Here is a 20,579-nt window from a genome sequence, read left to right on the forward strand (position 1 = left end):
CGGCGTTGCGGCGGGAGCGGGGGCAGTGCTGCAATGGTCGAGGCTTTGGCTCGTCCATGATCTTCTCTCACTCGCGCAAGCTGTTTATGACCGCGGCCGTGCCGCTGGCTGTGATCCTGTGCCTGTCCACAGAATTGGCGGCCCAGCGCAAAGGGCGCAGGTATCCGGCTGGGGTCGACGGGGCAGGGAACTCACTGACCGTGGTCGAAGTGAGTCATCCGAAACAGGCGCCGAGTGAGTCGCGGTGCCTGCCTGGCACCGAGTACATCCTGGAGAAAGCGCGTGCCGGACGGGTGGTGTCGTCGGAGACGGTGGTGACGCTTTGCCAGACGGATGATCAGGCGGACGTCACGGTGGCGGTGGAGCCGAACCGGATCGAGGTGAACCGCAACGGCGGTACGCAGGCCGGGTACTACAAGACGCATGCGTATCAGTTGTCTCCGTGGCGAGCGGTGTCGATGGAGGATTGCTCGTTTTACGGGAGTGGCGAGCATACGGTGGAGCGTTGGGATTATCTCGCGTTGCGCGGGGAAGCGTGGCACCACCCCGCCGGTGGGGAGGACGTCGGCATCTGTGAAGACAGCCCCTCCCTGTTTCACTACCTGATGGTGCCGAAGGTTGTTGTGGATTCGGCTGGACTGGAGAAGGGAAGAGGTCGGCTGGGTTCGTGCGCGCTGAGGCTGGATGCCACGGGGCAGCATGGTCAGGTGGTTTGGGGGAAGGCCGATCCAAGAGATCCGCTGGAGGTGAGGCTGCTGCAGGCGGGTGCGGGTGTGCTGCTGGCGCAGGTGATCGATCCGGCAATAAGTACGCATCCCGCGAAGTCCTGGGTGACGGCCGATCACTTTGAGGTCTGGATGGGTTCGCGGCTTGAGGGCGCGGGCGAGGATAGTGTCTGGCAATTCGGGATTCCCGTGGACGAAGGCCCGGTGCAAGTGGGCTACGGCAAGCCCAGCCGGTTGCCTGCCGTGCGGCGCTGGAAGGTGAACCTGCCTGATGGGCGCGCAGCGACTATGCTGCGTGTGGAGTTGCCGCCCCAGCCCAACGAGTACAGCGACGGGTTGACGGTGATCTATAGCCAGAGCGAACAGGGCCGGGCGCAGAAGCGAATGATCGCGACCAGCCGGATGAAGCGCGGGGTGGGTTCCACGATGGGGACGAGTGGGTCGGTCCTGATCAACAACTCGGTGGACGATCACGTGACTTGCGGGTTGGTGAACGGCGCCCTGGAGATCACCGGAGCGAAGAGGAAGCCCCTGGTCGTGCCTGAGTTTCCGGTGAACCGCTGAGTCTTACTTCATGGGACGAGCCGCCGTCGCTGAAAGTATGATGGGAGCCTGGGTTCGTTGCCCGCATTCTCATCGCTAAGAGATTAACCCATGCCTGACTGCTGCCCTGGCCGTGCTGTTCCCCTTTTCTGCCTGCTGGCTTTCACAACCGGAACTCTCTCCGCGCAGTCGGCGGAGCGAGCGGCGTTGCCTCCCCTGCCCGCGCCGATTGGCGTGCCGAAGCCGGGTCCTGTGACCGATGCGCCCTATGCGCCGCAGCCAATTCTGCAGGGCGGTGTCGTGGTGGCGCTGTATCCGCCGGGATCGCCGTTTCTCAAGTTGGACCGTGTGCGCGAGGCTGAGCAGTACAACCTCAGCCAGACCGTGCCCGGCCGGATCAATAGTATCGTTAACATCCACAATCCCTCGATTGAAGTGCACCTGGTGGATCGAAGCATCAATACAGGGGCGGCCGTGATTGTGGTGGCCGGGGGTGGGCACAACACCCTGAATGTTGGGAGCGAGGCGGCCGATTTCGTTCCGTTCTTTTACAACTACGGCATCAACACGGTGATCCTGCGGAACCGGTTGCGCCGCGACGGGTACAATCCGCAGACCGATGCGGTGTATGACACGCTGCAGGCCATTCGCCTGGTGCGCGCCTACGCCAAGGAGTGGAATCTGGATCCGAACCGGATCGGTGTGATGGGCTTCTCGGCCGGCGCGGAGCTGACCGCGGCGACGGCTGTGCGATTCGAGGAGTTCGACAAAGCGAACGGAGCGGCGGGCGACCCGCTGGCCGGCATTACGTCGCGGCCGGATTTCGACGGGATCATCTATCCCGGACCTTCGCCTTTTGCGAAGAACCGTGTTGCACCGGCGATTCCGCGCAATGTCCCGCCAGCGTTCCTGGTGTGCGGCGGTTCGGGCGACCGGGTCCACGCGATCTGGGCCATGGAATACTACAACGCGATGCTGGCGCTGGGGGTTCCGAATATCGAGATGCACCTGTATGGGAATGGGCGGCACCCGGGTGATCCGCTGCCTGACGGTACGCGCATGACCGGCGGCTTGACGGATCGCAATCACACTCCGTTTGGCACCTGGCAGTTCCGGTTCATCGACTGGTTTCGCGACTTGGGGTTCCTGCAGAAGGCGGGCGTGGAGACCAAGGCCGCGCACGATGTGGCTGTGTTTGTGACGCAGCCGCCTATCGTGGAGAGGCCGCCCACGCCGCCGGCCAAGCCCTGACCTCCCTACGGGAGCAGCATCCGGACGAGGCTGTTCTTCGACTGGCTGTAAGTATGGTGGCTTTGGGAGACCATTCGAACTGTAGGAAGCAGTACGGCACCCAATGGGAGCGTTGTGGAGGACTGAAATGGTCGGGGCGAGTGGATTCGAACCACCGGCCTCCTGGTCCCGAACCAGCAGATATCAATCACGTATAAGTATCTCTCACTGAAAACACAATACTTACGCGTCTGCGATTTGGACCCTGCTTGGACCCTGCACGGCGGTTTTCCGGCCGTTGGACCCTGGCGGGACCCTGCTTTCCACGCTGGTAATCCTCATGCCCCTACGCGCACCCACGGGGTTCGCCCGCATTTTTGAAAACCTGATCAAACTGTGTTGCTCAGACAGGTTTTCGAATTTTCCTATAGGGGCACATCCCCACAACGGATCGGTGCCATGATTTGGACATGCCTACCGCGCTTCCACTGGCGCTGACGCGCCAGACGCTCCGCACGCAGATCGACCGCGCGCAGTACATCCGTCTGTAAGGGATAAGCGAAATGAAGGTTCGGGACGTAATCAAGGCGATGGAAAAGGACGGTTGGGTGATCGGCCGGACACGTGGCGACCACCAGCAGTACCTGCACCCCGGCCGCCCGGAAGCAGGAACGGTTACGGTCCCCGGCCACCCCGGAGACGATATGCCTGCCGGAACGCTAAACTCTATACTGAAGAAGGCAGGGCTGAAATGAAAGAGTATGCCGTCGTCTTTGAAAAAGCGCCGAACAATTGGGCGGCGTATGTGCCGGATCTCCCCGGTTGCGTCACCACTGGCAAGACGCTGGAGGAAACGCGCCGGCTGATCGCGGAAGCGATCGAGTTTCACATCGAGGGGATGCGACTGCACGGCGAAACCGTTCCCGAGCCGACCGCGGTGGCGGAATCGATCCCAGTCCGGGCGGCGTGAGCATGCCATCAGGGACAGGCTGATAAGCGAGAGTCAGATCATGAGCGGCCAAGAGGCGCCATCGAGTACCGCTGCCTAGTCCAATTCCGAAGATTCAGTTTCGGTCACTGATCTTGCCGTCCAGCTCGGCAAACGGAAGCAGACCGTTTTCAGAGTTATCCGGCGGCTCCGCATCGATCCCATGAAGCGCCGCAGCGCTGGTCGTCGTGGCCAACTCGTCTCGTATGTTACAGCACAGGAATCTCGCCTGATAGCGGCCGAATTGCGCTCTCTAGCTCCGCGCTCAAGAACCGGCGGCACCCTTACAACCCCGCCCGAGTATCTACCAGATGACCAGGGCGTGTTTTACCTGCTCCAACTGGAACCCGAACACGATCCGGGACGAATCAAAGTTGGGTCTGCCGTGAGCCTGCCTGAGCGGCTTCGCACGTTGCGGTGTTCAGCTCCGTTCACGATAGTCGTACAGACTTGGCCATGCAAGGTGTTGTGGGAAAGAACGGCCATCGAAAGCGTTACGGATGGCTGCAAGCAACTTCACACCGAAGTGTTTCGCACCGCTTCGATTGAGTCCGTAGTCCAACGATGCGATCAGTTTTTCGACCTAATGCCCAAGCTTCAAGGCCGGATGGCCACGGAATAACTCTGACCGCAACCCGGAGTGGTCCAAAGCACAACAAACGCGACGGCCACCCCAAGGAACCGCAATTGTAATCAGACCAGCCCCGTTACATATCCGCGCACATCACCAGACCTCCTGGTCACGGCCCAAGGGGTCGGCGAAGTCGTCGGACAGCACGTTGATCAAAACACGGCGGCAGCGACCAACGGAGTGCAAGGTCCGGGTCCGAGTAGGGTCCATTTTGAGCCTGCGTGGACCCTGGCATTAGGTGCGAGTGTCTGTAAGTGAATGAGGAATTTGGTCGGGGCGAGTGGATTCGAACCACCGGCCTCCTGGTCCCGAACCAGGCGCTCTACCAGGCTGAGCCACGCCCCGACGATCTACTGCGGAATGAGGCGCTCGGGAGGCACTCTCAACTCTTTGATTGTAGTCTGTCGTCCGCCGTACCGCAAGCTTCCTCCGGCAACAGCGGCCTGCTAACATGGCCTCATTCCTGATCTGGAGGGCCGCATGCCTACACTAGACGACTTCAAGAAGAAGTATGAGTCTGTACTCGAACTCATTCCAAAGAACAATGTCCGCCTGGACCATCTGCATGTCGCCAACGACAAGCTTGTGATCACCGGCGCCGCGCCATCGGAGAAAATTCGCAACAAAGTATGGAATCAGATCAAGACGGTTGATCCGATCTTCGCCGACCTGCAGTGCGAGATCGCTATCGACCCCAGCCTGCCGGAGCCCATCCGGACCTACACTGTAGTTGCGGGCGATTCCCTCTGGCGCATCGCCCAGAACCACTACGGCAACGGGGCTCTCTACCCGAAGATAATTGCCGCCAACCCCGGAAAACTGAAGGACGACAAGTCCGTGATCCACCCCGGCGACGTCCTCGCCGTCCCGGAAGACTAATCTTCGAGCGCCACTTCATAACGGCCGGCACGGCGCGCCCGATTCATCGACCGGTGGGGTGCGCCGGGGCTGGCCGTTGTGTTTTCAAGGGCCTGGCGACGGGCCTGATTGTGGCACGCGTATCGCCGGGCGCGCCCTCTGGCATATCAATCGGCCCGGAAATCGAACTGAAACGTCCCGTTCTGGTATGCTGGGGTTGAGCGTTTCATTCCTACTAAGAGAGAGGTTACTCCTTAAATGGCTGTCAAAGTCGCGATCAATGGGTTCGGCCGCATCGGACGCAACGTCCTGCGCGCGGGTATCAACAATCCGGGCATCGAATTCGTCGCCACGAACGATCTCACCGATACCAAGACCCTGGCGCACATGCTGAAGTACGACTCGGTGCTGGGTCCCCTGCACGCCGATGTCAAGGCCACCGAGGACTCCATCGTTGTCAACGGCAAGGCTATCCGAGTGTTTTCCAGCAAGGATCCCGCCGCGATCGACTGGTCCAGCCTGGGCGCCGAAATCGTGATCGAATCCACCGGGCGCTTCACGGATGCGGAGCAGGCCAAGGCCCACCTGAAGGGCACCGTCAAGAAGGTCATCATCTCCGCACCTGCGAAGAATGAAGACATCACCCTGGTGCTGGGCGTCAACGACGACAAGTACGACGCTTCCAAGCACAACATCATCTCCAACGCGAGCTGCACCACCAACTGTCTGGCTCCGTTCGTGAAGGTCCTGCACGAGAAGTTCGGCGTGGACCGTGGTTCGATGACCACCATCCACAGCTACACGAACGACCAGAATGTGCTCGACTTCCCGCACAAGGATCTGCGCCGCGCCCGTGCCGCTGCCATCAACATGATCCCCACTTCCACTGGCGCCGCCAAGGCCATCTCCCTGGTGATGCCCGAGTTGAAGGGTAAGCTCGACGGTTATGCCATGCGCGTGCCGACGCCCGACGTCTCCGTGGTCGACCTGGTGGTCATCCTGAACACGCCCACCACCGCCGAAGCGATCAACGCCGAGCTGAAGGCCGCCGCGGAAGGCCCGCTCAAGGGCATCCTGGCCTACACCGAAGATCCGGTGGTCTCCACCGACATGCTGAAGAACCCGAATTCGTCCATCGTCGACGGCCAGCTCACGAAGGTCATCGGCGGGACGCTGGCCAAGGTTGTTTCCTGGTACGACAACGAGTGGGGCTACAGCTGCCGCGTAGTCGACCTCTGCGTCTTCCTGGCCAACAAGGGCCTGTAAGCGGTAATAGTTTGATCCCGAAGCGCCCCGGACGGCTACCTGCCGCCCCGGGGCGTTTCCCATTTCACGTGTCCGCCCTGGCGCTCATGCTGGCGCGCGGGGCTACGCGAGTCGCATAATCATCGTTTGGTCAACGAATCATCATGCCCTTGAATGTCCGCTCACTCACGCTCGGCTTGCTGGGCTGCCTCGCGCCGGCCTCCGCCCAGACGATGGACGCCCTGAACAGCGTTGCCTGGACACAATCCTCGGTCGAGTTTCGCGGGAACGCTCTGCAGGCGTGGCACTCCGCCCGCGTTGCGCTACCGAAGGCCCTGAAGGACAAGAGGTGGACGGCCGCTGTCGAGCAGACTGGAAACTTCAGGAAGTTGCCGCCGGCGATCATTGTGGATATCGATGAGACGGTGCTCGACAATTCGCCGGGGCAGGCGCGCTTCCTGTTGGAAGGCAATGGCCGCTACTCGATGGATGTGTGGATGAAGTGGACAGCAGAGCGCAAGGCGAAGGCGATTCCGGGTGCGGCCGAGTTTCTGCGCGATGCCGCCGCAAAGGGTGTCACCGTGTTCTATGTCACCAATCGCGGCCCGAAGGAGGAGGCGAATTCCCGGGCGAATCTCGAGGCGGAAGGCTTCCCCCTGAAGAACGCCGCCCTGGGCGCCATTGGCGACACGGTTCTCACGGCTGGAGAGAAACCGGAGTGGACTTCCGACAAAGGCATCCGGCGAACACTCATCGCCAAATATTACCGGATCATCCTGCTTTGCGGAGACGACCTCAACGACTTCATCCCCGCGCGCCTGACGGTGGCGGAACGTGCTACCAAATCGAAGCCATATGATTCGTGGTGGGGTGAGCGCTGGATCATCCTGCCCAACGCGGCGTACGGATCCTGGGAGGACACTCTGTTTGGCTTCGACCGGACCCTCTCTCCGCAGGTTATCCAGGAACGCAAGGTGAAGTCGCTGCGACGCGACTGACCGTTGCCTGATATGCGCTCCAGTCGTCCCAAATCGCAGCCTGGCCTGGCAGGAGCCGCCGCCGGATGACCCGGCGTATCACACCTGGCCTGGCGTACGGTTTGCTGGCCGCCGGAGCCGCTCTCGTGTCGCTGCTGGTATCGTGGACGGCCTTGGCCGCACAATTCGACAACAACGTCTACGATTTCATCTTTCGAGTGCGGCCGACAGTGAGGGCCGATGTGGGCGCGGTGTTGCTTGCCTTGGATGAACGCACCATGCAGCGCAATGGCGGCATTGGCGGGATGCGGCGTGCCCTTACGAAAGCACTCGAGCAGATGTCGCAGGCGCCGCCGCGTGTCGTGGCCGTTGATCTTACGCTCACTGATCCGGGGAACGACGCGGAGGATAAGGCCCTGCAGGCGGCCTTCGCGAAGACGCAGGGCCTGGTTCTTGGTTGTGAGATGGAGCCGGACGCCGGCGGCTGCTCAGGCTGGCAGGATCCCGTGGAGGGTTTCCGCCTCAGAGCCGCGCTGGGCCACGTACACGCCTTGGCGGGGCCGAACGACGAGATCAACCGCCGGGTCACACTTGAACGCGCGTGCGGTCGCGAAAGGCGATGGGCCCTGTCGCTGGAAGCGTTGCGGATCTTCAGGCATGCCGATGTGATTGAGAGTTCACCCACGGATATCTCCGTCGGAGGATTCACCATTCAATCCCGCTGGGATGCGGGGCGGCCTCTCTGGGTCCGCTACCGTGACGCGGCCAAGGTCACCAGGGTTTCCATGGATGAAATCATTGCCGGCCGCGGGCTGGAGCGTCTGCGCGGACGGGTGGTCTTTGTCGGCGTCACTGCGCAGTCCGCGGTGAAGGACCGTCTCTTCACGCCTCTTTCGGGTGGGCTGCCCATGCCCGGAGTTGAGATCCACCTGCAGGCATTCGAGACGATGGCGGCTGCTGACCTGCTGTACGAGATGGGGCCGCTGGTTCCTTTGCTGCTGGCCCTGCTGGTGGTGGCCTTGTCCGCGGTCATCTTCACATTCCTGCGCGGTTGGATTGCCATAGTTTCCGGAGGAGTGTTGCTACTGCTGGCGCATCTCGCTCCGTTCGTTTTTTTCACACAGGGCCTGATCCTCGACGCTTTCGCCCCAGTAGCCGCGTCGTGGCTGGGTGTGTTGGGATGTGCCAGCTTCCAGTACTTCTATGTCCGCCGTAGGCTGACGGTGAGTGAAGCGACTACCGCCCGCTATCAGCAGGCCTTTCACTTCGTCGCGCACGAAATGCGCACGCCGCTGACGGCCATTCAGGGCTCCAGTGAACTGATGACCCGCTATAACCTGCCGGAACTCAAGCGGAAAGAGCTGGGCCAGATGATCAACAGCGAGTCAAAGCGGCTGGCGAAAATGATCACGACGTTCCTCGATGTCGAGAAGCTCGAAGCCGGACAACTCGAACTGCGCCGCGCGGTGTTTGCCCTGCAGGAGGTGGTCGACACCTGCTACCAGCGGGCGATGCCGCTGGCCGAGCGTAAACAGATACGAATCACCTCCGAGGTTCCCGAAGACCTGGTCATCAATGCCGACCGTGAACTACTGGAATACGCGATTTATAACCTGATGACGAATGCGGTGAAATACTCCGCGCCGGAAACCGATGTCCTGATCTCAGCGGCGCAATCCCCGGCTGGTGTCACAATTTCGGTACGCGACCATGGCATGGGCATGGATGCGGGCGAAGTGAAGAATCTCTTTCGAAAGTTTTACCGCACGCGTAAAGCGGAACAGTCGGGCGAGGTGGGCACGGGCATTGGTCTCTCCATCGTGCAGCAGATCATCGTTTTGCATGGTGGGCATGTGGAAGTGGAGAGCGCGCCCGGCGCGGGGTCGACATTCACGGTTGTCCTGCCCGCCACGCTACACTGAGGACTGGTATGCCCCCGGTGCTGTTGGTGGAAGACGATCCCTCGGTTCGATCGACTATCTCCACATTTCTCGAATTGGAAGGCTATGCCGTGGAGGCTGTATCCTCCACGCGTGAAGCGTTCCTGCGTCTGAACCACGCGAGTTATCCCATCGTGATCTCGGATATTTACATTGACGAGCGAACGGGAATTGACATCCTGAAGGCCGCGCGGCTGGCCAATGACACTTGCGCCGTGATCCTCATGTCGGCACGCGGAAGCATGGAAACCGTCATGGCGGCGACGAGAGGCGGCGCATTCGACTATCTGGCGAAGCCCTTTGAGCTGGATGACCTGCTGTCCATCGTGAAGCGGGCGGAGGGTGCGGCGGACGAAGAAGGGGATGAGGACATCGATCCCGACGAGCCGCTCGCGACCGAGATGATCGGCAGCTCCGCCAAGCTCATCGAAATCTACAAGACCATCTCGCGAGTGGCGCCCACTGACGCACTGGTACTGATCGAGGGAGAAACCGGCACGGGGAAGGAGCTAATTGCGCATCTTTTACACGCAAATTCGCGGCGCTCGACCATGCCTTTCCTTCCTGTTGACTGCGCCTCGCTGGCACCTTCGCTGGTGGAGAGTGAGCTCTTTGGGGCTATGAAAGGCGCCTATACGGGCGCTGACCGCGATCGTACCGGCGTGTTTGAGGCAGCCAACGGCGGCACAGTGTTCCTGGACGAGATTGGTGAAATTGATCTCAATTTCCAGTTGAAATTACTGCGATTTCTGCAGGAAAAAGAGATTCGTCCCCTGGGCTCGTCACGCCCGCGCAAGGTAGATGTGCGGATTCTCGCCGCCACCAATCGCAATCTTCGCAAGATGGTCGAGGAAGGAAAATTCCGGGAGGACCTCTGGTACCGCCTGGATGTCGTGCGCATTGGAGTTCCGCCGCTGCGCGAGCGCCATGGCGATGTACCGCTGCTGGTAGGCGCATTCCTCAAGCGCTATAACGAACGGTACGGGTTGGAAACCAGGATTACCGAAAGTGGGATGAAGGCGCTGGCCGACTACACCTGGCCAGGAAATATCCGCCAGTTGCAGCACATGATGGAGCGGATGGTGATTCTGTCACCTGGCGCCCGAATCACCGAGGACACGGTGGACGATGCCATTCGCACGTCCAGTCCCAAGGAGCAGGGCGGGGAGTCGCTGGCTGATACCGAGATGGAGCAGATCCGGAAGGTGCTTGCGGCCACTGGCGGGAACAAGAGCCGGGCGGCGAGGATCCTCGGTATTGAACGGAAGACTCTGTATCGCAAACTGGAACGGATGGGTCTCGCGTAAGGGCTGCTTTGCCCAGTCCCTGGGGGTGTAGAAATCCTCTACAGGCGACCAAGCGGGGGATTGAGAGGCGCCGGCTCGGCGTATAAAAGGCAATTCAGAGGCCGAAGTCCTGGACTCCCTACCCTTTCCAGATTTCAAGTCATTGAAAACACTAGTAATATTTGTTTGACCAAATGGAGTGATTCGGCGTTAGAATGAGGCTGCTCGGCATCAGATACGGTTTGTACCTTAGTCCGTAGACGGGAGGTCGCTTCCATGTTCGAGTCCCTCGACGAGCAGATGAAACACGACGACGAAATGGTAACCACGCCAAGAGAGAAGTATCTCAAATGGCTACTGGTTGGTGTTGTCTCCGTGTTGTTGTTCGGAGGCCTTTATATGGGCGTCCGGCTGTTGGAATAACAGTCCGCACGCGGCAGAGAGGCCTTCCTAAACGAGCAAACACAATAGCTACGATTCAAGCAGGCGGGTCCTATTGGACCCGCTTTTGCGCTAGAAGCCAACGGCTGGGGCCAGTTCGGCTGGTCCCAGTTGATTCATCACGGCTTTAACCGCTTTCGTGTATTCCCGCCTGGGATTGTACAGTTTCAAAACCTGATCCACGTTCTTCTTCCTGTACATCCGGGATTTTCCGAGCTTCGAAGCAATCCGGTAGATCCCTTCCCGCGTCGACCTGAACTTCAGCTTACAGTTGTCCCACCCGAACATGTTGTTGTTGTACGCGACTTTGCCGCCACCTGATTCAATGAAGGACAGGCTTGGCAGCAGCCGCCAGTCCAAGTCATGCTGGTCCGCGGCTGTAATAAAATCAGCGGCATAGACCTGAGCTGGACAATCGCGGTCCTGGAAGAACTGTTTGACTCGGGTCAGGCGCGGGTCGGTTTTGCTGACGGCCATATCTGCCGGGCGGGGGTCGGGGTCCGCTGCCGTTTGACCGGCCAAAAGACCCGCAATCACCACCAAGCCTCTCGATAATGCCTTTGTCATCAAAAACAAGCTCTCCTTACAGGTTCTGGTTACCAGTTCCGAACTTCGTACGATTTCGGTGTAGTTGAGCCGGGTCGCAACTCCGGCGTTTTTTTCCCTGGCCTCCGAGCCAGGTCACTGCTGCGGCGAATTCGCCGGTTCACTGCTCCGGCCGATTGGTCCGGAGTTTCTCTAGGACGGCTCACGCGTGTCGAAGGCAACAGGCGGGGTCCTTCGAATCGAGGTAGGACGCCGCGCGTTGCAGCTTCACGGGCTATCGCGGAGTGGCTGGCCGATTCCGGCTCCCTTGCGTCCTGCGCATGAGGACCATTATACCATAGGGAGGGCTCTCGTCCAGCACTCTAAGTTGTTGATTTTATTGACATTGTATTTTTTAGAACTGTTTGGTACTCCGCATTTGGGGACATCCCCAGGCCTCCGAAACGGCCTCTCAACGGGTATCGCGCCCACCCCGGTTGTGATACCGTGGGAGTTTCTGGAAGTTCACTCAGTCGTGCCCGTCGGGAGGTTCAATGGAAGCCCTTGGAATGATCGAAACGAAAGGCTTGATCGGCGCGATCGAAGCCGCCGACGCGATGGTTAAGACCGCCAACGTCACGCTTACCGGCAAGGAATATGTAGGCGCTGCTTACGTTTGCGTGACCGTCCGCGGTGACGTCGGCGCAGTGAAGGCAGCCACCGATGCCGGAGCCGCAGCCGCCCGCCGCGTAGGTGAACTGATTGCCGTCCACGTCATTCCGAACCCGCATGAGGAGACCGAGAAGATCCTGCCTGTCCCGAAAAAGAACGACAAGGTCGGATAAGCCGGCGGCATCCTTATAGAGGAAGACGCGCTGACCCGCGCGCGCTTGCATTGACGACTGGTTGTGTGGGGGAATGGCATGCTGCACGATGCGGACCTGGTCTCGGTCCAGGAGGTCCGGGAAAAAGTTGACAGAGCTTACGCCGCCTGGCAGACCTATCGGAATTTCACCCAGGAGCAGATTGACGCCGTAGTGGAAGCCGTGGCCGCCAAGGGGCGTGCTCATGCCCGGCGTTTGGCTGAACTTGCAGTTAGTGAAACCGGCATGGGCAACGTCGAGGACAAGTATGCCAAGAACATGCTGTGCTCCGACACTCTCCTGCGCGCTATTCGCGGTATGAAGACCGTTGGCGTGTTGCATGAACTGCCGGAGCAGAAGATCACCGAGGTGGGGGTTCCGCAAGGAGTCATCGCCGCTATCTGTCCCACCACGAATCCGACGTCTACTGTTTTCTTCAAGACAATCATCGCCCTCAAGTCCGGCAATGCGATCGTCCTGAGTCCGCATCCCCGTGCGAAGGAGTGCACCTGCGCCGCGGCCGCTCTGCTAGCAGAAGCCGCAGCCGAAGCCGGTGCACCGCCGGACATCATCCAATGTGCGACCAATTCCACGTTGGAAGGTACGCAGGCGTTGATGAAGCATGCCAAGACAGGTGTGATCCTCGCCACTGGCGGAGCGGGCATGGTCCGCGCCGCTTACTCCTCCGGTAAGCCCGCTTTCGGAGTCGGGCCAGGTAACGTGCCCGTCCTGCTGGATACCTCAGCCAACCTGGCGCAGGCCGTCGCGCGCATTGTCAGTGGCAAGAGTTTCGATTTCGGTACGGTGTGCTCCAGTGAGCAGACCGTCGTGGCCGAACGCGGACTGCGCGATCGCATGCTTGCCGAGTTCAAGGCCCGCAAAGCGTATATCCTCAATGACCAGGAACGCGCGGCGGTCGAACGCACGCTGTTCAGCAGCGGCACCACGGTGCGCGCCGATTGCGTGGGCAAGTCGCCGCAGACCATTGCGCAACTCGCCGGCATCACTATTCCGGCCGATGCCGCTATTCTGGTTGCCGAGATTCAGGGCGTGGGCCGCGATCATCCGCTCTCCGCTGAGAAGCTGTCACCTGTCCTGGCAATGCTCTTTGTCGATTCCTTCGAGGCCGGCCTGGATGCGTGTGAAGCGATCCTGAAGTTCGGCGGACTGGGCCATACCTGCGTGATTCATGCAGGCGACGAATCCAAAGTCCGGCGGTTTGGCCTCCGCATGCCGGCATTCCGGGTTCTCGTGAACACGGCTTCGCCGCAGGGCTCGGTTGGCATCACGACGAACGTTCAGCCTTCCATGACACTCGGCTGCGGAGCCATCGCAGGCAACATCACCAGCGATAACGTCGGTCCGCAGCACCTCATCAACATCAAACGCATCGCCTGGGCCGTGCGCGATCCTGAGCCCGCTCCGGATCAGCCGGCCAGCCTCAACATCGACAAGGCCGCGCTGGTAGCCGCGGTGGAACGTTACCTCGCAAAGCGTGGCGTAAATGTCAGCGAAGCTACGCTGTCCGCGGCGGTTGCGGCTGCTTTGCCGTCGCAGACGCCTACTGCTCCGCCTTTGCCGAAACCAACGCTCCACAGCGCCGTAGCTGGCGTGGTGGATCGATTTCTCGGTGCCAGGGAAGCTCAGGCCGCGGCTGCAGTCCAGCCGCCCGCGCCTTCCTGCGGCTGCAGTATCAAGCCAGCCGAAGCCGCATCAGCGGGACCCGCGACTGCGCCGGCACCAGCGCAGATTCCTGCACCCAAGATTGAAATCGCTCCCTTCGTTTGCGAAGCAGATGTTCGCGAAGCGATTGCGAAAAAGAAGAAGATATTCATCGGCCCCAAGACAATCGTCACCCCATCGGCCAAGGACTTGGCCGGGCCCGATGAGATCCTGGTGAGGGCCGAGCGCTAAACGCGCTGGAGAACCCATCCGTGAGACCAAACCTCGATTCGTTGACAGAAGAGATCCAGCACTACCTCGAAACCGAACACTTCGTCGTGTACCGCTCCATGAGCCGCGCTACCGACGACGGCCGCTTTGTCTATTGGGACACGGGCCGACTGCCAGACTACCACCGGTTTCTGGAATGCGCGCTGCAATTAGGTATTCGCCTCGTCCATTTTCACACCCGCGAGTTCCGCTCCCATCACCGTGAAGAGGCATTGGAACTACTGGAAGAATCCGAGATGCCGCGTGATGACAAGCGCGATCTTGAGCGGCGCATCCGTGAGCTCTCCATCTATGAAGGGTTTATCTGCGCCATCGAACTGAGTTTCGATTTCGAAGGCCGCATCTACCTATTTGAACTCCAGACCGAATGGTATGAAGAATGGCACGATATTCTCGATCGACTCGAGGATGCCGGCCCGGATGGACCTGAGGAAGCCGGCGGCTACGGCGGCTTCTACTCGAACAATTGAGAATGATGCAAACGCAGGCGCGCTGGTCACTCGCCGATACATCAGAGAAGGAAGTGGCGGCGCTGGCCGCCCGATGTGGGCTCCAACTGCCCGCGGCCCGCGTCCTATGGTCGCGCGGCTTCCGAACCCAGACGGATGTTGAACATTTCCTACATCCGCGGCTCACGGACCTGACGGATCCATTCCTGATGGCCGGCATGCAGCAGGCCGTGGACCGTATCCGCCGCGCTGTCGACCGCAAGGAGAAGATCCTGGTCTACGGCGACTATGATGTCGACGGGGTCTCCAGCGTCGTGATCCTCAGCAAGATGCTGGAGTTCATGGGGCATGCGCCTGAATACCATGTGCCCGACCGCCTGAAGGACGGCTACGGCATGCAGGTATCGGTGGTCGAGCAGGCGGCCCGCGAAGGTGTCAACCTCATCATCAGTGTGGATACGGGGATCCGCGCCATTGAGGCGGTGAAGGCGGCTGTGGCGGTGGGTGTGGACGTGGTCATCACCGATCATCACCTGCCCGAGGAAGAGATGCCGCCAGCCGTCGCCATCCTCAATCCGAACCGCCCCGACTGCCTCTACCCCAACAAGAACCTGTGCGGCGCTGGTGTGACGCTCAAGCTGATTCAGGCCTTGATGGAAAGCCTGAACTGGCCGCCCGACCGGATCGTCCGCTATTCCGATTCGTTCCTGGTTATGGTCGCCATAGCGACGGTCGCCGACGTGGTCCCGCTCACCGGGGAGAACCGGGTGATCGTCAAGCGCGGTCTCGACGGACTCTCGAAGACCCGCAACCCGGGCCTGCGCGCCCTGCTCGAGGCCAGTGGAGTGGAGCCCGGCACCGCCATGAGCGCGACTGATGTCGGCTTCCGCGTCTCGCCGCGCATCAATGCCGCGGGCCGCATGGACAACGCGCGTGAAGTGGTGGAGATGTTCCTCACCAGTGACGAGGAGCGCGCCCGTGCGATCGCCACGCGCCTCGACGGGCTCAATCTTGAACGCCAACGGACCGGTGAAGCTATCGTCAAAGCGATTCTCGAGGAGTGCGGCGAAACAGGCCCTGGCCCGGAACGTGCCGGCCTGGTCTTCTATTCCCCCGACTGGCACCGAGGCGTCGTTGGCATCGTAGCGAACCGCGTCGTCGAGCTCTTCCACCGGCCTGCGATCGTGCTGGGCCGCGATGAGAATACCGGCTTGGCGCAAGGCTCCGGCCGCTCTATTCCCGGTTTCCATCTACTGGATGCGCTGAACGGCATGGCCGAAGTGTTTATCCGTTTCGGAGGACACCGCCAGGCTGTGGGCGTCACCTTGGAAGAGGCGCGCGTCGATGAGCTCAGGCAGCGGTTCAACGCCTTCGCGAGAGAGACCCTCACTGATGAGGATCTTGCGCCAGAGCGCCTGCTGGACGCCGAGGCCACCATCGACGAACTGAACGACACCGCCGTCGACGAAATCCTGCACCTCGCGCCATTCGGACTCGGCAACCGTGCGCCGCTCTTCCTGCTGCGCAATGTGGAGATCCGCCAGACGCCCGAAGTCTTCGGCAAGGACCGCGACCACCTGCGCATTCGCATCTTCCAGGGCAACCGTTCACTCTTCGCCAAAGCCTGGCGTTTCGCTGGCCGCATTGGAGAATTGCAGCAGGGATCCCGCGTCGACGTTGCTTTGACCGTGGAGGCCGATGCGTTCAGCGCCAAGCGCGGCTACAGCCCGTGGAGCGCCACTATTCGCGACATCCGGCCGGTGGACTAGCCGGGCGGGCCGCCCCGCCGTGCGTTGGGCTCGTCAACGGTAGTCCTCATACCGGCCCTCATGGCCTGCTTCGCGGATCTCTGTGAGAAAGCGCCACACGTCCGGGCGCGATCCATCGACATCTTCAAAGCCGTACTCACGGGCCAGCTCGCCGGAACTGACTGAACGCTGGTTCCACCTGGAGCGCTTGGGATCACAAGCCAGTGCGGTCACGGCTCGCCCCACGAATCGCGGCGTCTCTGACAGTGCGAAATCCGGTGGAGCACCCGGACCAGTGCGCTCGCCGGCCTCTTTCAACGAATCCCGCCAGTTCTCTTCAGTCACTCCGAAATGTTCGAGCATGATCTCTGAACGCATCCAGCCCGGCGTGATCGCTACCGCTGTCCCGCCATGCTGGGCGAGTTCGTGCCCCTGCGAGAAGGCCAGACGGTTGACAGCGGTCTTGGCCAGATCGTAATAGACGGAGATGCGATAGTGCGTGTCGTTATAGTCCTTCGTTCCGTCAGTGACCTCCACCAGCAGTCCGTCTGGCTGGTTGATCAGCAACGGCAGAAGAAAATGCGACGTGATCAGATGAGTATCCACGGCGAGCTGCAGGATGCGCAGTCCTTTGGCCAGGTCGTGCGCCCAGATTGGCGTATTCCAGTCCGCGGGTCCGCCTTTCAGGATCTCCGCACCCCAGATATCGTTCACCAATATGTCGATGTGTCCATAGTCCTTACGAATCCTCTCCGCCAGCTTCTCGACCTGTAGGGGATCCAGGTGATCCATCGCGACAGCAACGCCCGTTCCGCCCAGGCTCGTCACGAGCTCAGCCGTCTCCTCGATCGTCTCTGGACGGTCATATTCAGACCGGCTGCCGCGCGTGCTGCGACCTGTGCAAATCACTGTGGCCCCCGCCTCGCCCAATGCTGCTGCGATGCCGCGTCCGGCCCCACGCGTTGCGCCCGCCACCACGGCCACCCGGCCCCGCAGTGCGTTCGGATTCAGCGACCAGTTCATGTCAATCATTCCGTTCCTCCACTAGTAGCAGAGATGTCCTGTGATATTCGTCAATCTCCACGGCAACAGGGAGCAGCACGGGGCGAACGTCCGGCGTGGACTGTCTGGAGACTGCCTGCGCTAAAATTGACTTCAGATGTGGTGCCCCTCGTTCTCCCATGCGGCACCGCGCCGCGCCTTCAACTGGGTCGCGCTGGCGCTCCTGCTCCTTGTATCTGCGGGCGGCCTGGAACTCCGCGCCCAGCGCCCTCTGCGCGATGAGGATATCCTTCAATACCTTGCCCAGACCACGGCGTGGTTCCGGGATGTAGCAGCGCTAGCCCAATCTCCGGACGACTCAACCCAGACCGTCCTGGCCGGCGCGCTGAAGCAGAATTCCGCGGAAGCGGTCCGGCTCGCATTCGAATTCGCCAAGGCGCAGGCCGCGATCCCGTCGTCAAGCCCAGCCGAGAATCAACCGCAGGGGAATTCCCGTGGCCGCACACTGGCGCAGTCGGCTGCAGCAGCGGCCCAGCGTGTGGAGCAATCACAGGCGGAACTAGACCGACTAAATGCGCAATTGCAGACCGCCACAGGCGCTGCCCGCGCGCGCTTACAGGCGCAACGTGACGAGGTGACCAGTGAATCGAATTTTGCCAAAGCGCGCCGCGATGCTTTGCGCACGCTCATTGGGTTTCTCAGCGCACCGGACGAAGGCGGGCTTAGCGCGAAAATCGCAGCCATGGAACGGACAATTCCTGAGGCCGGCGCGTCCCAGAAAGCGATGGCCGAAGCGGCCGCCTCACGGCCAGCCGCCGCGCTGGACTTCCATCCCGAATCCTCTGGGATTGTCGGTCTCACAGGCGAAGCCTTCTCCGTATCCCAACGGATAGGGCGCCTCGATCGCCTCGCCGAAGAAACAGAGGCCCTGCGCCAGACCGCTGAGAAGCTGCGCGGGCCGTTGCGCACTGCATTGCGGGACGTCATCCGCCGGGGCGATGCCTTGGCCCAATTACCCGAGTCCTCCAACATCGACGCGTTGAATGCGCAGCGCAAGCAGATCGACGAACTGCTGGCGCGGTTCAAGCATCTATCCGCTTCTTCTTCTCCACTCAGCGAGCAATCAGCCCAGATCAATGCCAGCCGTGGCCGCATCGCGGAGTGGCGCCGAGTGCTGGGTGAACGCTACAACTCGGCCTTGCGGTATCTTCTGCTTCGGATCGGCATGCTGTGTGTCACCCTCCTACTGCTCTTTGGCCTGTCTGAACTCGCACGGCGCGCCACCGTCCGCTACGTTCAGGACCTGCGCCGCCGCAGGCAATTCCTCGTCCTGAGAAGGATTGTGGTTGGCTGCGCGGTCGCGCTCCTGCTCACGCTCAGCTTCGTCACCGAGTTCGGATCGCTGGCGACGTTCGCGGGCTTCTCCGCGGCCGGCATCGCCGTGGCCATGCAAAGCGTTCTCGTCTCTGTTGTTGCTTATTTCTTCCTCGTCGGCCGCTGGGGTGTCCGGGTCGGTGACCGCGTCACGGTCTCCGGTGTGACTGGAGAAGTGGCGGATGTCGGGCTCTTCCGGCTCTACCTGCTGGAACTCGGCGGCGCTGGACCTGTCCTGAAACCCACCGGGCGCATCGTTGTTTTTCCGAATGCTATCTTTTTCCAGCCTTCGGCGATGTTTAAGCAACTGCCCGGCATTGACTATGTCTGGCGCGCCGTAGTGCTCACGTTCTCCGGAAGGGCGGACTATGCGCAGTTGGAGCGCAAGCTGCTGGAAGTGGTGGAGGGGATTTGGGGCGAGTATAGAGGTATTGTCGAGCGGCAACACGACAACTTCCAGTCCTCCATGCTCGTGCATACCGACGCCCCGCGTCCGGAGAGCCGCCTGCGCTTCATCGACGCAGGCCTCGAAATCACCATTCGCTATCCGGTGGAGATTCAGCGAGTGGGCGAGATCGATGACCGCATCACCAGGGCGTTCATCCAGTTGTTGGACGCGGAACCCGCGCTATCCGGCAAAGAGGATGCCAAATTTAAAATCGAGTCCGTAGCAGGGTAGGGCAGCATCCTGGTGCCGCCTCACTCCAGGTTCGGAGCTGGCAGCAGCTTTGAATCCATCCAACCCGTGGCTGCGACCTCGAATCGCCCGACAAAGACTATCCCGATGCTCGGGAGGAAGTCCGCACCTGCGCAAATCCATGCCCCCCCCACGCCACTTCTCCTTCAATTTCCCCATTAAGCCATCTTCATTCACAGGAGTTAAAAATCTTTTTATCCTTTATTCTCAACACCGGCTTCCCAAAACCATCCCATTCCTCTTGACCCACCCCTTACTCTGGAATCGCGCCGGCCACGAAGCCGGCCGTTTTCATTTACAAGGAGATTCACATCATGGCGACCGCAGCTCAGATCAACGCCAACCAGGCGAACGCGAAATATTCCACCGGACCCGTGTCCCCCGTCGGCAAGGCCCGCGCCTCCCAGAACGCCCGCAGCCACGGCTTCACCGCCCGCAACCTCGACATCACACCCGAGGACCGCGCCGAGTTCAATGCCCTCCAGGCCACACTGCGCCTCGACACCCGCCCCTTCGGCTGCCTCGAAGAGGAGATCTTCCACCGCGTCCTCTCCCACACCTGGAACCTCCGCCGCATCGAGTTCTTCGAATCGCTCATCCTTGCCGAAACGGACCCATTGGCCGAGACAGACCCCCACGCCGCCAAACTCGACCGCTATGCCCGTTACCGTCGCGACCTCGAACGCGGCCTGTACCGCGCCATCAAAGAGCTCAGCAAACTGCAAACCGAACGCGCCGCCCTCGGGCAGCAGCACCCCGACGTCGTCAAAGGCATTCGCGAGAACGTCCCCCTCGCCGAAGTCTCGCGCCTGACCAAGAACACCGAGGAACTCTTCTTCTATGAAGGCTATGGCCGCCCCCGCCGAGCCCTCGAACACCTCACCACCGGCATCGATTCCAACCACCCCGACAACCAGGACCCCATCGCCGATCTCCAGCCGGTTCGCGTTCCACGGAACGAAGCCAACCTGGTCGGCCCGGACGGACTGCCCAACCTGAACTACGACGTCGCTGGCCTCTGAACGCCACGTCCAGGCAGCGTCGCCGCGACTTGACGAATCGAAGCCAACCGGACTCGCCCCTCCGGACCGGATCTTTGACAAC

The 20,579-nt window shown here is 61.0% G+C and carries 17 protein-coding genes and 1 tRNA gene; 15 read left to right on the plus strand and 3 right to left on the minus strand.

Annotated elements, in window-relative coordinates; genetic code table 11:
* Positions 1 to 56 precede the first annotated feature (56 nt).
* The 4 genes from ACR9Y2_RS16240 to ACR9Y2_RS16255 all read left to right on the plus strand — a co-directional run bounded on the left by ACR9Y2_RS16240 (position 57) and on the right by ACR9Y2_RS16255 (position 3,468).
* Positions 57 to 1,289 (plus strand): hypothetical protein, encoded by a 1,233-nt coding sequence (locus ACR9Y2_RS16240; RefSeq protein WP_435042467.1) that lies wholly within the window; start codon positions 57 to 59, stop codon positions 1,287 to 1,289.
* Between the two features lie 90 nt (positions 1,290 to 1,379).
* Positions 1,380 to 2,519: an alpha/beta hydrolase gene (locus ACR9Y2_RS16245; RefSeq protein WP_435042469.1), complete on the plus strand. Its 1,140-nt coding sequence runs from the start codon at positions 1,380 to 1,382 to the stop codon at positions 2,517 to 2,519.
* Between the two features lie 542 nt (positions 2,520 to 3,061).
* A complete protein-coding gene (locus ACR9Y2_RS16250) occupies positions 3,062 to 3,253 on the plus strand; it encodes a type II toxin-antitoxin system HicA family toxin (protein ID WP_435042470.1) in 192 nt (63 codons plus the stop codon).
* Complete coding sequence (locus tag ACR9Y2_RS16255) at positions 3,250 to 3,468, plus strand: type II toxin-antitoxin system HicB family antitoxin (protein ID WP_435042471.1); 219 nt, start codon at positions 3,250 to 3,252, stop codon at positions 3,466 to 3,468. Before ACR9Y2_RS16250 ends, ACR9Y2_RS16255 begins: the two co-directional genes overlap by 4 nt.
* 917 nt (positions 3,469 to 4,385) lie before the next feature.
* On the opposite strand, the gene ACR9Y2_RS16260 is transcribed toward ACR9Y2_RS16255, so the two are convergent.
* A tRNA-Pro gene (locus ACR9Y2_RS16260) sits at positions 4,386 to 4,462 on the minus strand.
* A gap of 135 nt (positions 4,463 to 4,597) precedes the next feature.
* On the opposite strand from ACR9Y2_RS16260, the gene ACR9Y2_RS16265 reads away from it, so the two are divergent.
* From ACR9Y2_RS16265 to ACR9Y2_RS16285, 5 genes are all read left to right on the plus strand, one after another.
* Complete coding sequence (locus ACR9Y2_RS16265) at positions 4,598 to 4,996, plus strand: LysM peptidoglycan-binding domain-containing protein (RefSeq protein WP_435042472.1); 399 nt, start codon at positions 4,598 to 4,600, stop codon at positions 4,994 to 4,996.
* Between the two features lie 237 nt (positions 4,997 to 5,233).
* On the plus strand, positions 5,234 to 6,241 hold the full coding sequence (gene gap, locus ACR9Y2_RS16270; protein WP_435042473.1) for a type I glyceraldehyde-3-phosphate dehydrogenase: 1,008 nt from the start codon (positions 5,234 to 5,236) through the stop codon (positions 6,239 to 6,241).
* Positions 6,242 to 6,384: 143 nt separating this feature from the next.
* Positions 6,385 to 7,218 carry a 5'-nucleotidase, lipoprotein e(P4) family gene (locus ACR9Y2_RS16275; protein WP_435042474.1) on the plus strand — a complete coding sequence of 278 codons (834 nt, stop codon included), beginning with the start codon at positions 6,385 to 6,387 and terminating at the stop codon, positions 7,216 to 7,218.
* 65 nt (positions 7,219 to 7,283) lie between these two features.
* A complete protein-coding gene (locus tag ACR9Y2_RS16280; RefSeq protein ID WP_435042475.1) occupies positions 7,284 to 9,119 on the plus strand; it encodes a CHASE2 domain-containing protein in 1,836 nt (611 codons plus the stop codon).
* Positions 9,120 to 9,127: 8 nt separating this feature from the next.
* Entirely contained in the window at positions 9,128 to 10,444 is a 1,317-nt protein-coding gene (locus ACR9Y2_RS16285; protein WP_435042476.1) for a sigma-54-dependent transcriptional regulator, read from the plus strand.
* A gap of 492 nt (positions 10,445 to 10,936) precedes the next feature.
* On the opposite strand, the gene ACR9Y2_RS16290 is transcribed toward ACR9Y2_RS16285, so the two are convergent.
* The gene (locus ACR9Y2_RS16290; RefSeq protein ID WP_435042477.1) at positions 10,937 to 11,431 is read right to left on the minus strand and encodes a hypothetical protein; all 495 of its coding nucleotides are present in this window, start codon (positions 11,429 to 11,431) and stop codon (positions 10,937 to 10,939) included.
* 512 nt (positions 11,432 to 11,943) lie between these two features.
* Between ACR9Y2_RS16290 and ACR9Y2_RS16295 the strand changes: the two genes are divergently transcribed.
* The 4 genes from ACR9Y2_RS16295 to recJ all read left to right on the plus strand — a co-directional run bounded on the left by ACR9Y2_RS16295 (position 11,944) and on the right by recJ (position 16,423).
* Entirely contained in the window at positions 11,944 to 12,234 is a 291-nt protein-coding gene (locus ACR9Y2_RS16295; protein ID WP_194449214.1) for a BMC domain-containing protein, read from the plus strand.
* Between the two features lie 78 nt (positions 12,235 to 12,312).
* Positions 12,313 to 14,166, plus strand: coding sequence for an aldehyde dehydrogenase family protein (locus ACR9Y2_RS16300; RefSeq protein ID WP_435042479.1), 1,854 nt, complete (start codon positions 12,313 to 12,315; stop codon positions 14,164 to 14,166).
* A gap of 20 nt (positions 14,167 to 14,186) precedes the next feature.
* Entirely contained in the window at positions 14,187 to 14,675 is a 489-nt protein-coding gene (locus ACR9Y2_RS16305) for a hypothetical protein (protein ID WP_435042481.1), read from the plus strand.
* Between the two features lie 2 nt (positions 14,676 to 14,677).
* Positions 14,678 to 16,423, plus strand: a complete 1,746-nt coding sequence (recJ, locus tag ACR9Y2_RS16310; RefSeq protein WP_435042482.1) for a single-stranded-DNA-specific exonuclease RecJ — start codon at positions 14,678 to 14,680, stop codon at positions 16,421 to 16,423.
* Between the two features lie 33 nt (positions 16,424 to 16,456).
* Here recJ and ACR9Y2_RS16315 read toward each other — a convergent pair whose 3' ends face one another.
* Positions 16,457 to 17,425: an SDR family oxidoreductase gene (locus ACR9Y2_RS16315; protein WP_435044872.1), complete on the minus strand. Its 969-nt coding sequence runs from the start codon at positions 17,423 to 17,425 to the stop codon at positions 16,457 to 16,459.
* A 136-nt stretch (positions 17,426 to 17,561) separates the two neighbouring features.
* Between ACR9Y2_RS16315 and ACR9Y2_RS16320 the strand changes: the two genes are divergently transcribed.
* Both ACR9Y2_RS16320 and ACR9Y2_RS16325 read left to right on the plus strand, forming a co-directional pair.
* Positions 17,562 to 19,457 (plus strand): hypothetical protein, encoded by a 1,896-nt coding sequence (locus tag ACR9Y2_RS16320; protein WP_435042483.1) that lies wholly within the window; start codon positions 17,562 to 17,564, stop codon positions 19,455 to 19,457.
* A gap of 332 nt (positions 19,458 to 19,789) precedes the next feature.
* The gene (locus ACR9Y2_RS16325; RefSeq protein WP_435042484.1) at positions 19,790 to 20,497 is read left to right on the plus strand and encodes a hypothetical protein; all 708 of its coding nucleotides are present in this window, start codon (positions 19,790 to 19,792) and stop codon (positions 20,495 to 20,497) included.
* The last annotated feature ends 82 nt before the right edge of the window (positions 20,498 to 20,579 follow it).

Source organism: Paludibaculum fermentans, assembly GCF_051172195.1.
In the GTDB taxonomy this organism is placed as follows: domain Bacteria; phylum Acidobacteriota; class Terriglobia; order Bryobacterales; family Bryobacteraceae; genus Paludibaculum; species Paludibaculum fermentans_A.

Excerpts from the sequence above, each read along its gene's own strand:
- ACR9Y2_RS16240 (WP_435042467.1), top strand. The coding sequence starts at position 57 with ATGATCTTCTCTCACTCGCGCAAGCTGTTTATGACCGCGGCCGTGCCG.
- ACR9Y2_RS16245 (WP_435042469.1), top strand. The coding sequence starts at position 1,380 with ATGCCTGACTGCTGCCCTGGCCGTGCTGTTCCCCTTTTCTGCCTGCTG.
- ACR9Y2_RS16250 (WP_435042470.1), top strand. The coding sequence starts at position 3,062 with ATGAAGGTTCGGGACGTAATCAAGGCGATGGAAAAGGACGGTTGGGTG.
- ACR9Y2_RS16255 (WP_435042471.1), top strand. The coding sequence starts at position 3,250 with ATGAAAGAGTATGCCGTCGTCTTTGAAAAAGCGCCGAACAATTGGGCG.
- ACR9Y2_RS16265 (WP_435042472.1), top strand. The coding sequence starts at position 4,598 with ATGCCTACACTAGACGACTTCAAGAAGAAGTATGAGTCTGTACTCGAA.
- gap (WP_435042473.1), top strand. The coding sequence starts at position 5,234 with ATGGCTGTCAAAGTCGCGATCAATGGGTTCGGCCGCATCGGACGCAAC.
- ACR9Y2_RS16275 (WP_435042474.1), top strand. The coding sequence starts at position 6,385 with ATGCCCTTGAATGTCCGCTCACTCACGCTCGGCTTGCTGGGCTGCCTC.
- ACR9Y2_RS16280 (WP_435042475.1), top strand. The coding sequence starts at position 7,284 with ATGACCCGGCGTATCACACCTGGCCTGGCGTACGGTTTGCTGGCCGCC.
- ACR9Y2_RS16285 (WP_435042476.1), top strand. The coding sequence starts at position 9,128 with ATGCCCCCGGTGCTGTTGGTGGAAGACGATCCCTCGGTTCGATCGACT.
- ACR9Y2_RS16290 (WP_435042477.1), bottom strand. The coding sequence starts at position 11,431 with ATGACAAAGGCATTATCGAGAGGCTTGGTGGTGATTGCGGGTCTTTTG.
- ACR9Y2_RS16295 (WP_194449214.1), top strand. The coding sequence starts at position 11,944 with ATGGAAGCCCTTGGAATGATCGAAACGAAAGGCTTGATCGGCGCGATC.
- ACR9Y2_RS16300 (WP_435042479.1), top strand. The coding sequence starts at position 12,313 with ATGCTGCACGATGCGGACCTGGTCTCGGTCCAGGAGGTCCGGGAAAAA.
- recJ (WP_435042482.1), top strand. The coding sequence starts at position 14,678 with ATGATGCAAACGCAGGCGCGCTGGTCACTCGCCGATACATCAGAGAAG.
- ACR9Y2_RS16315 (WP_435044872.1), bottom strand. The coding sequence starts at position 17,425 with ATGAACTGGTCGCTGAATCCGAACGCACTGCGGGGCCGGGTGGCCGTG.
- ACR9Y2_RS16320 (WP_435042483.1), top strand. The coding sequence starts at position 17,562 with ATGTGGTGCCCCTCGTTCTCCCATGCGGCACCGCGCCGCGCCTTCAAC.
- ACR9Y2_RS16325 (WP_435042484.1), top strand. The coding sequence starts at position 19,790 with ATGGCGACCGCAGCTCAGATCAACGCCAACCAGGCGAACGCGAAATAT.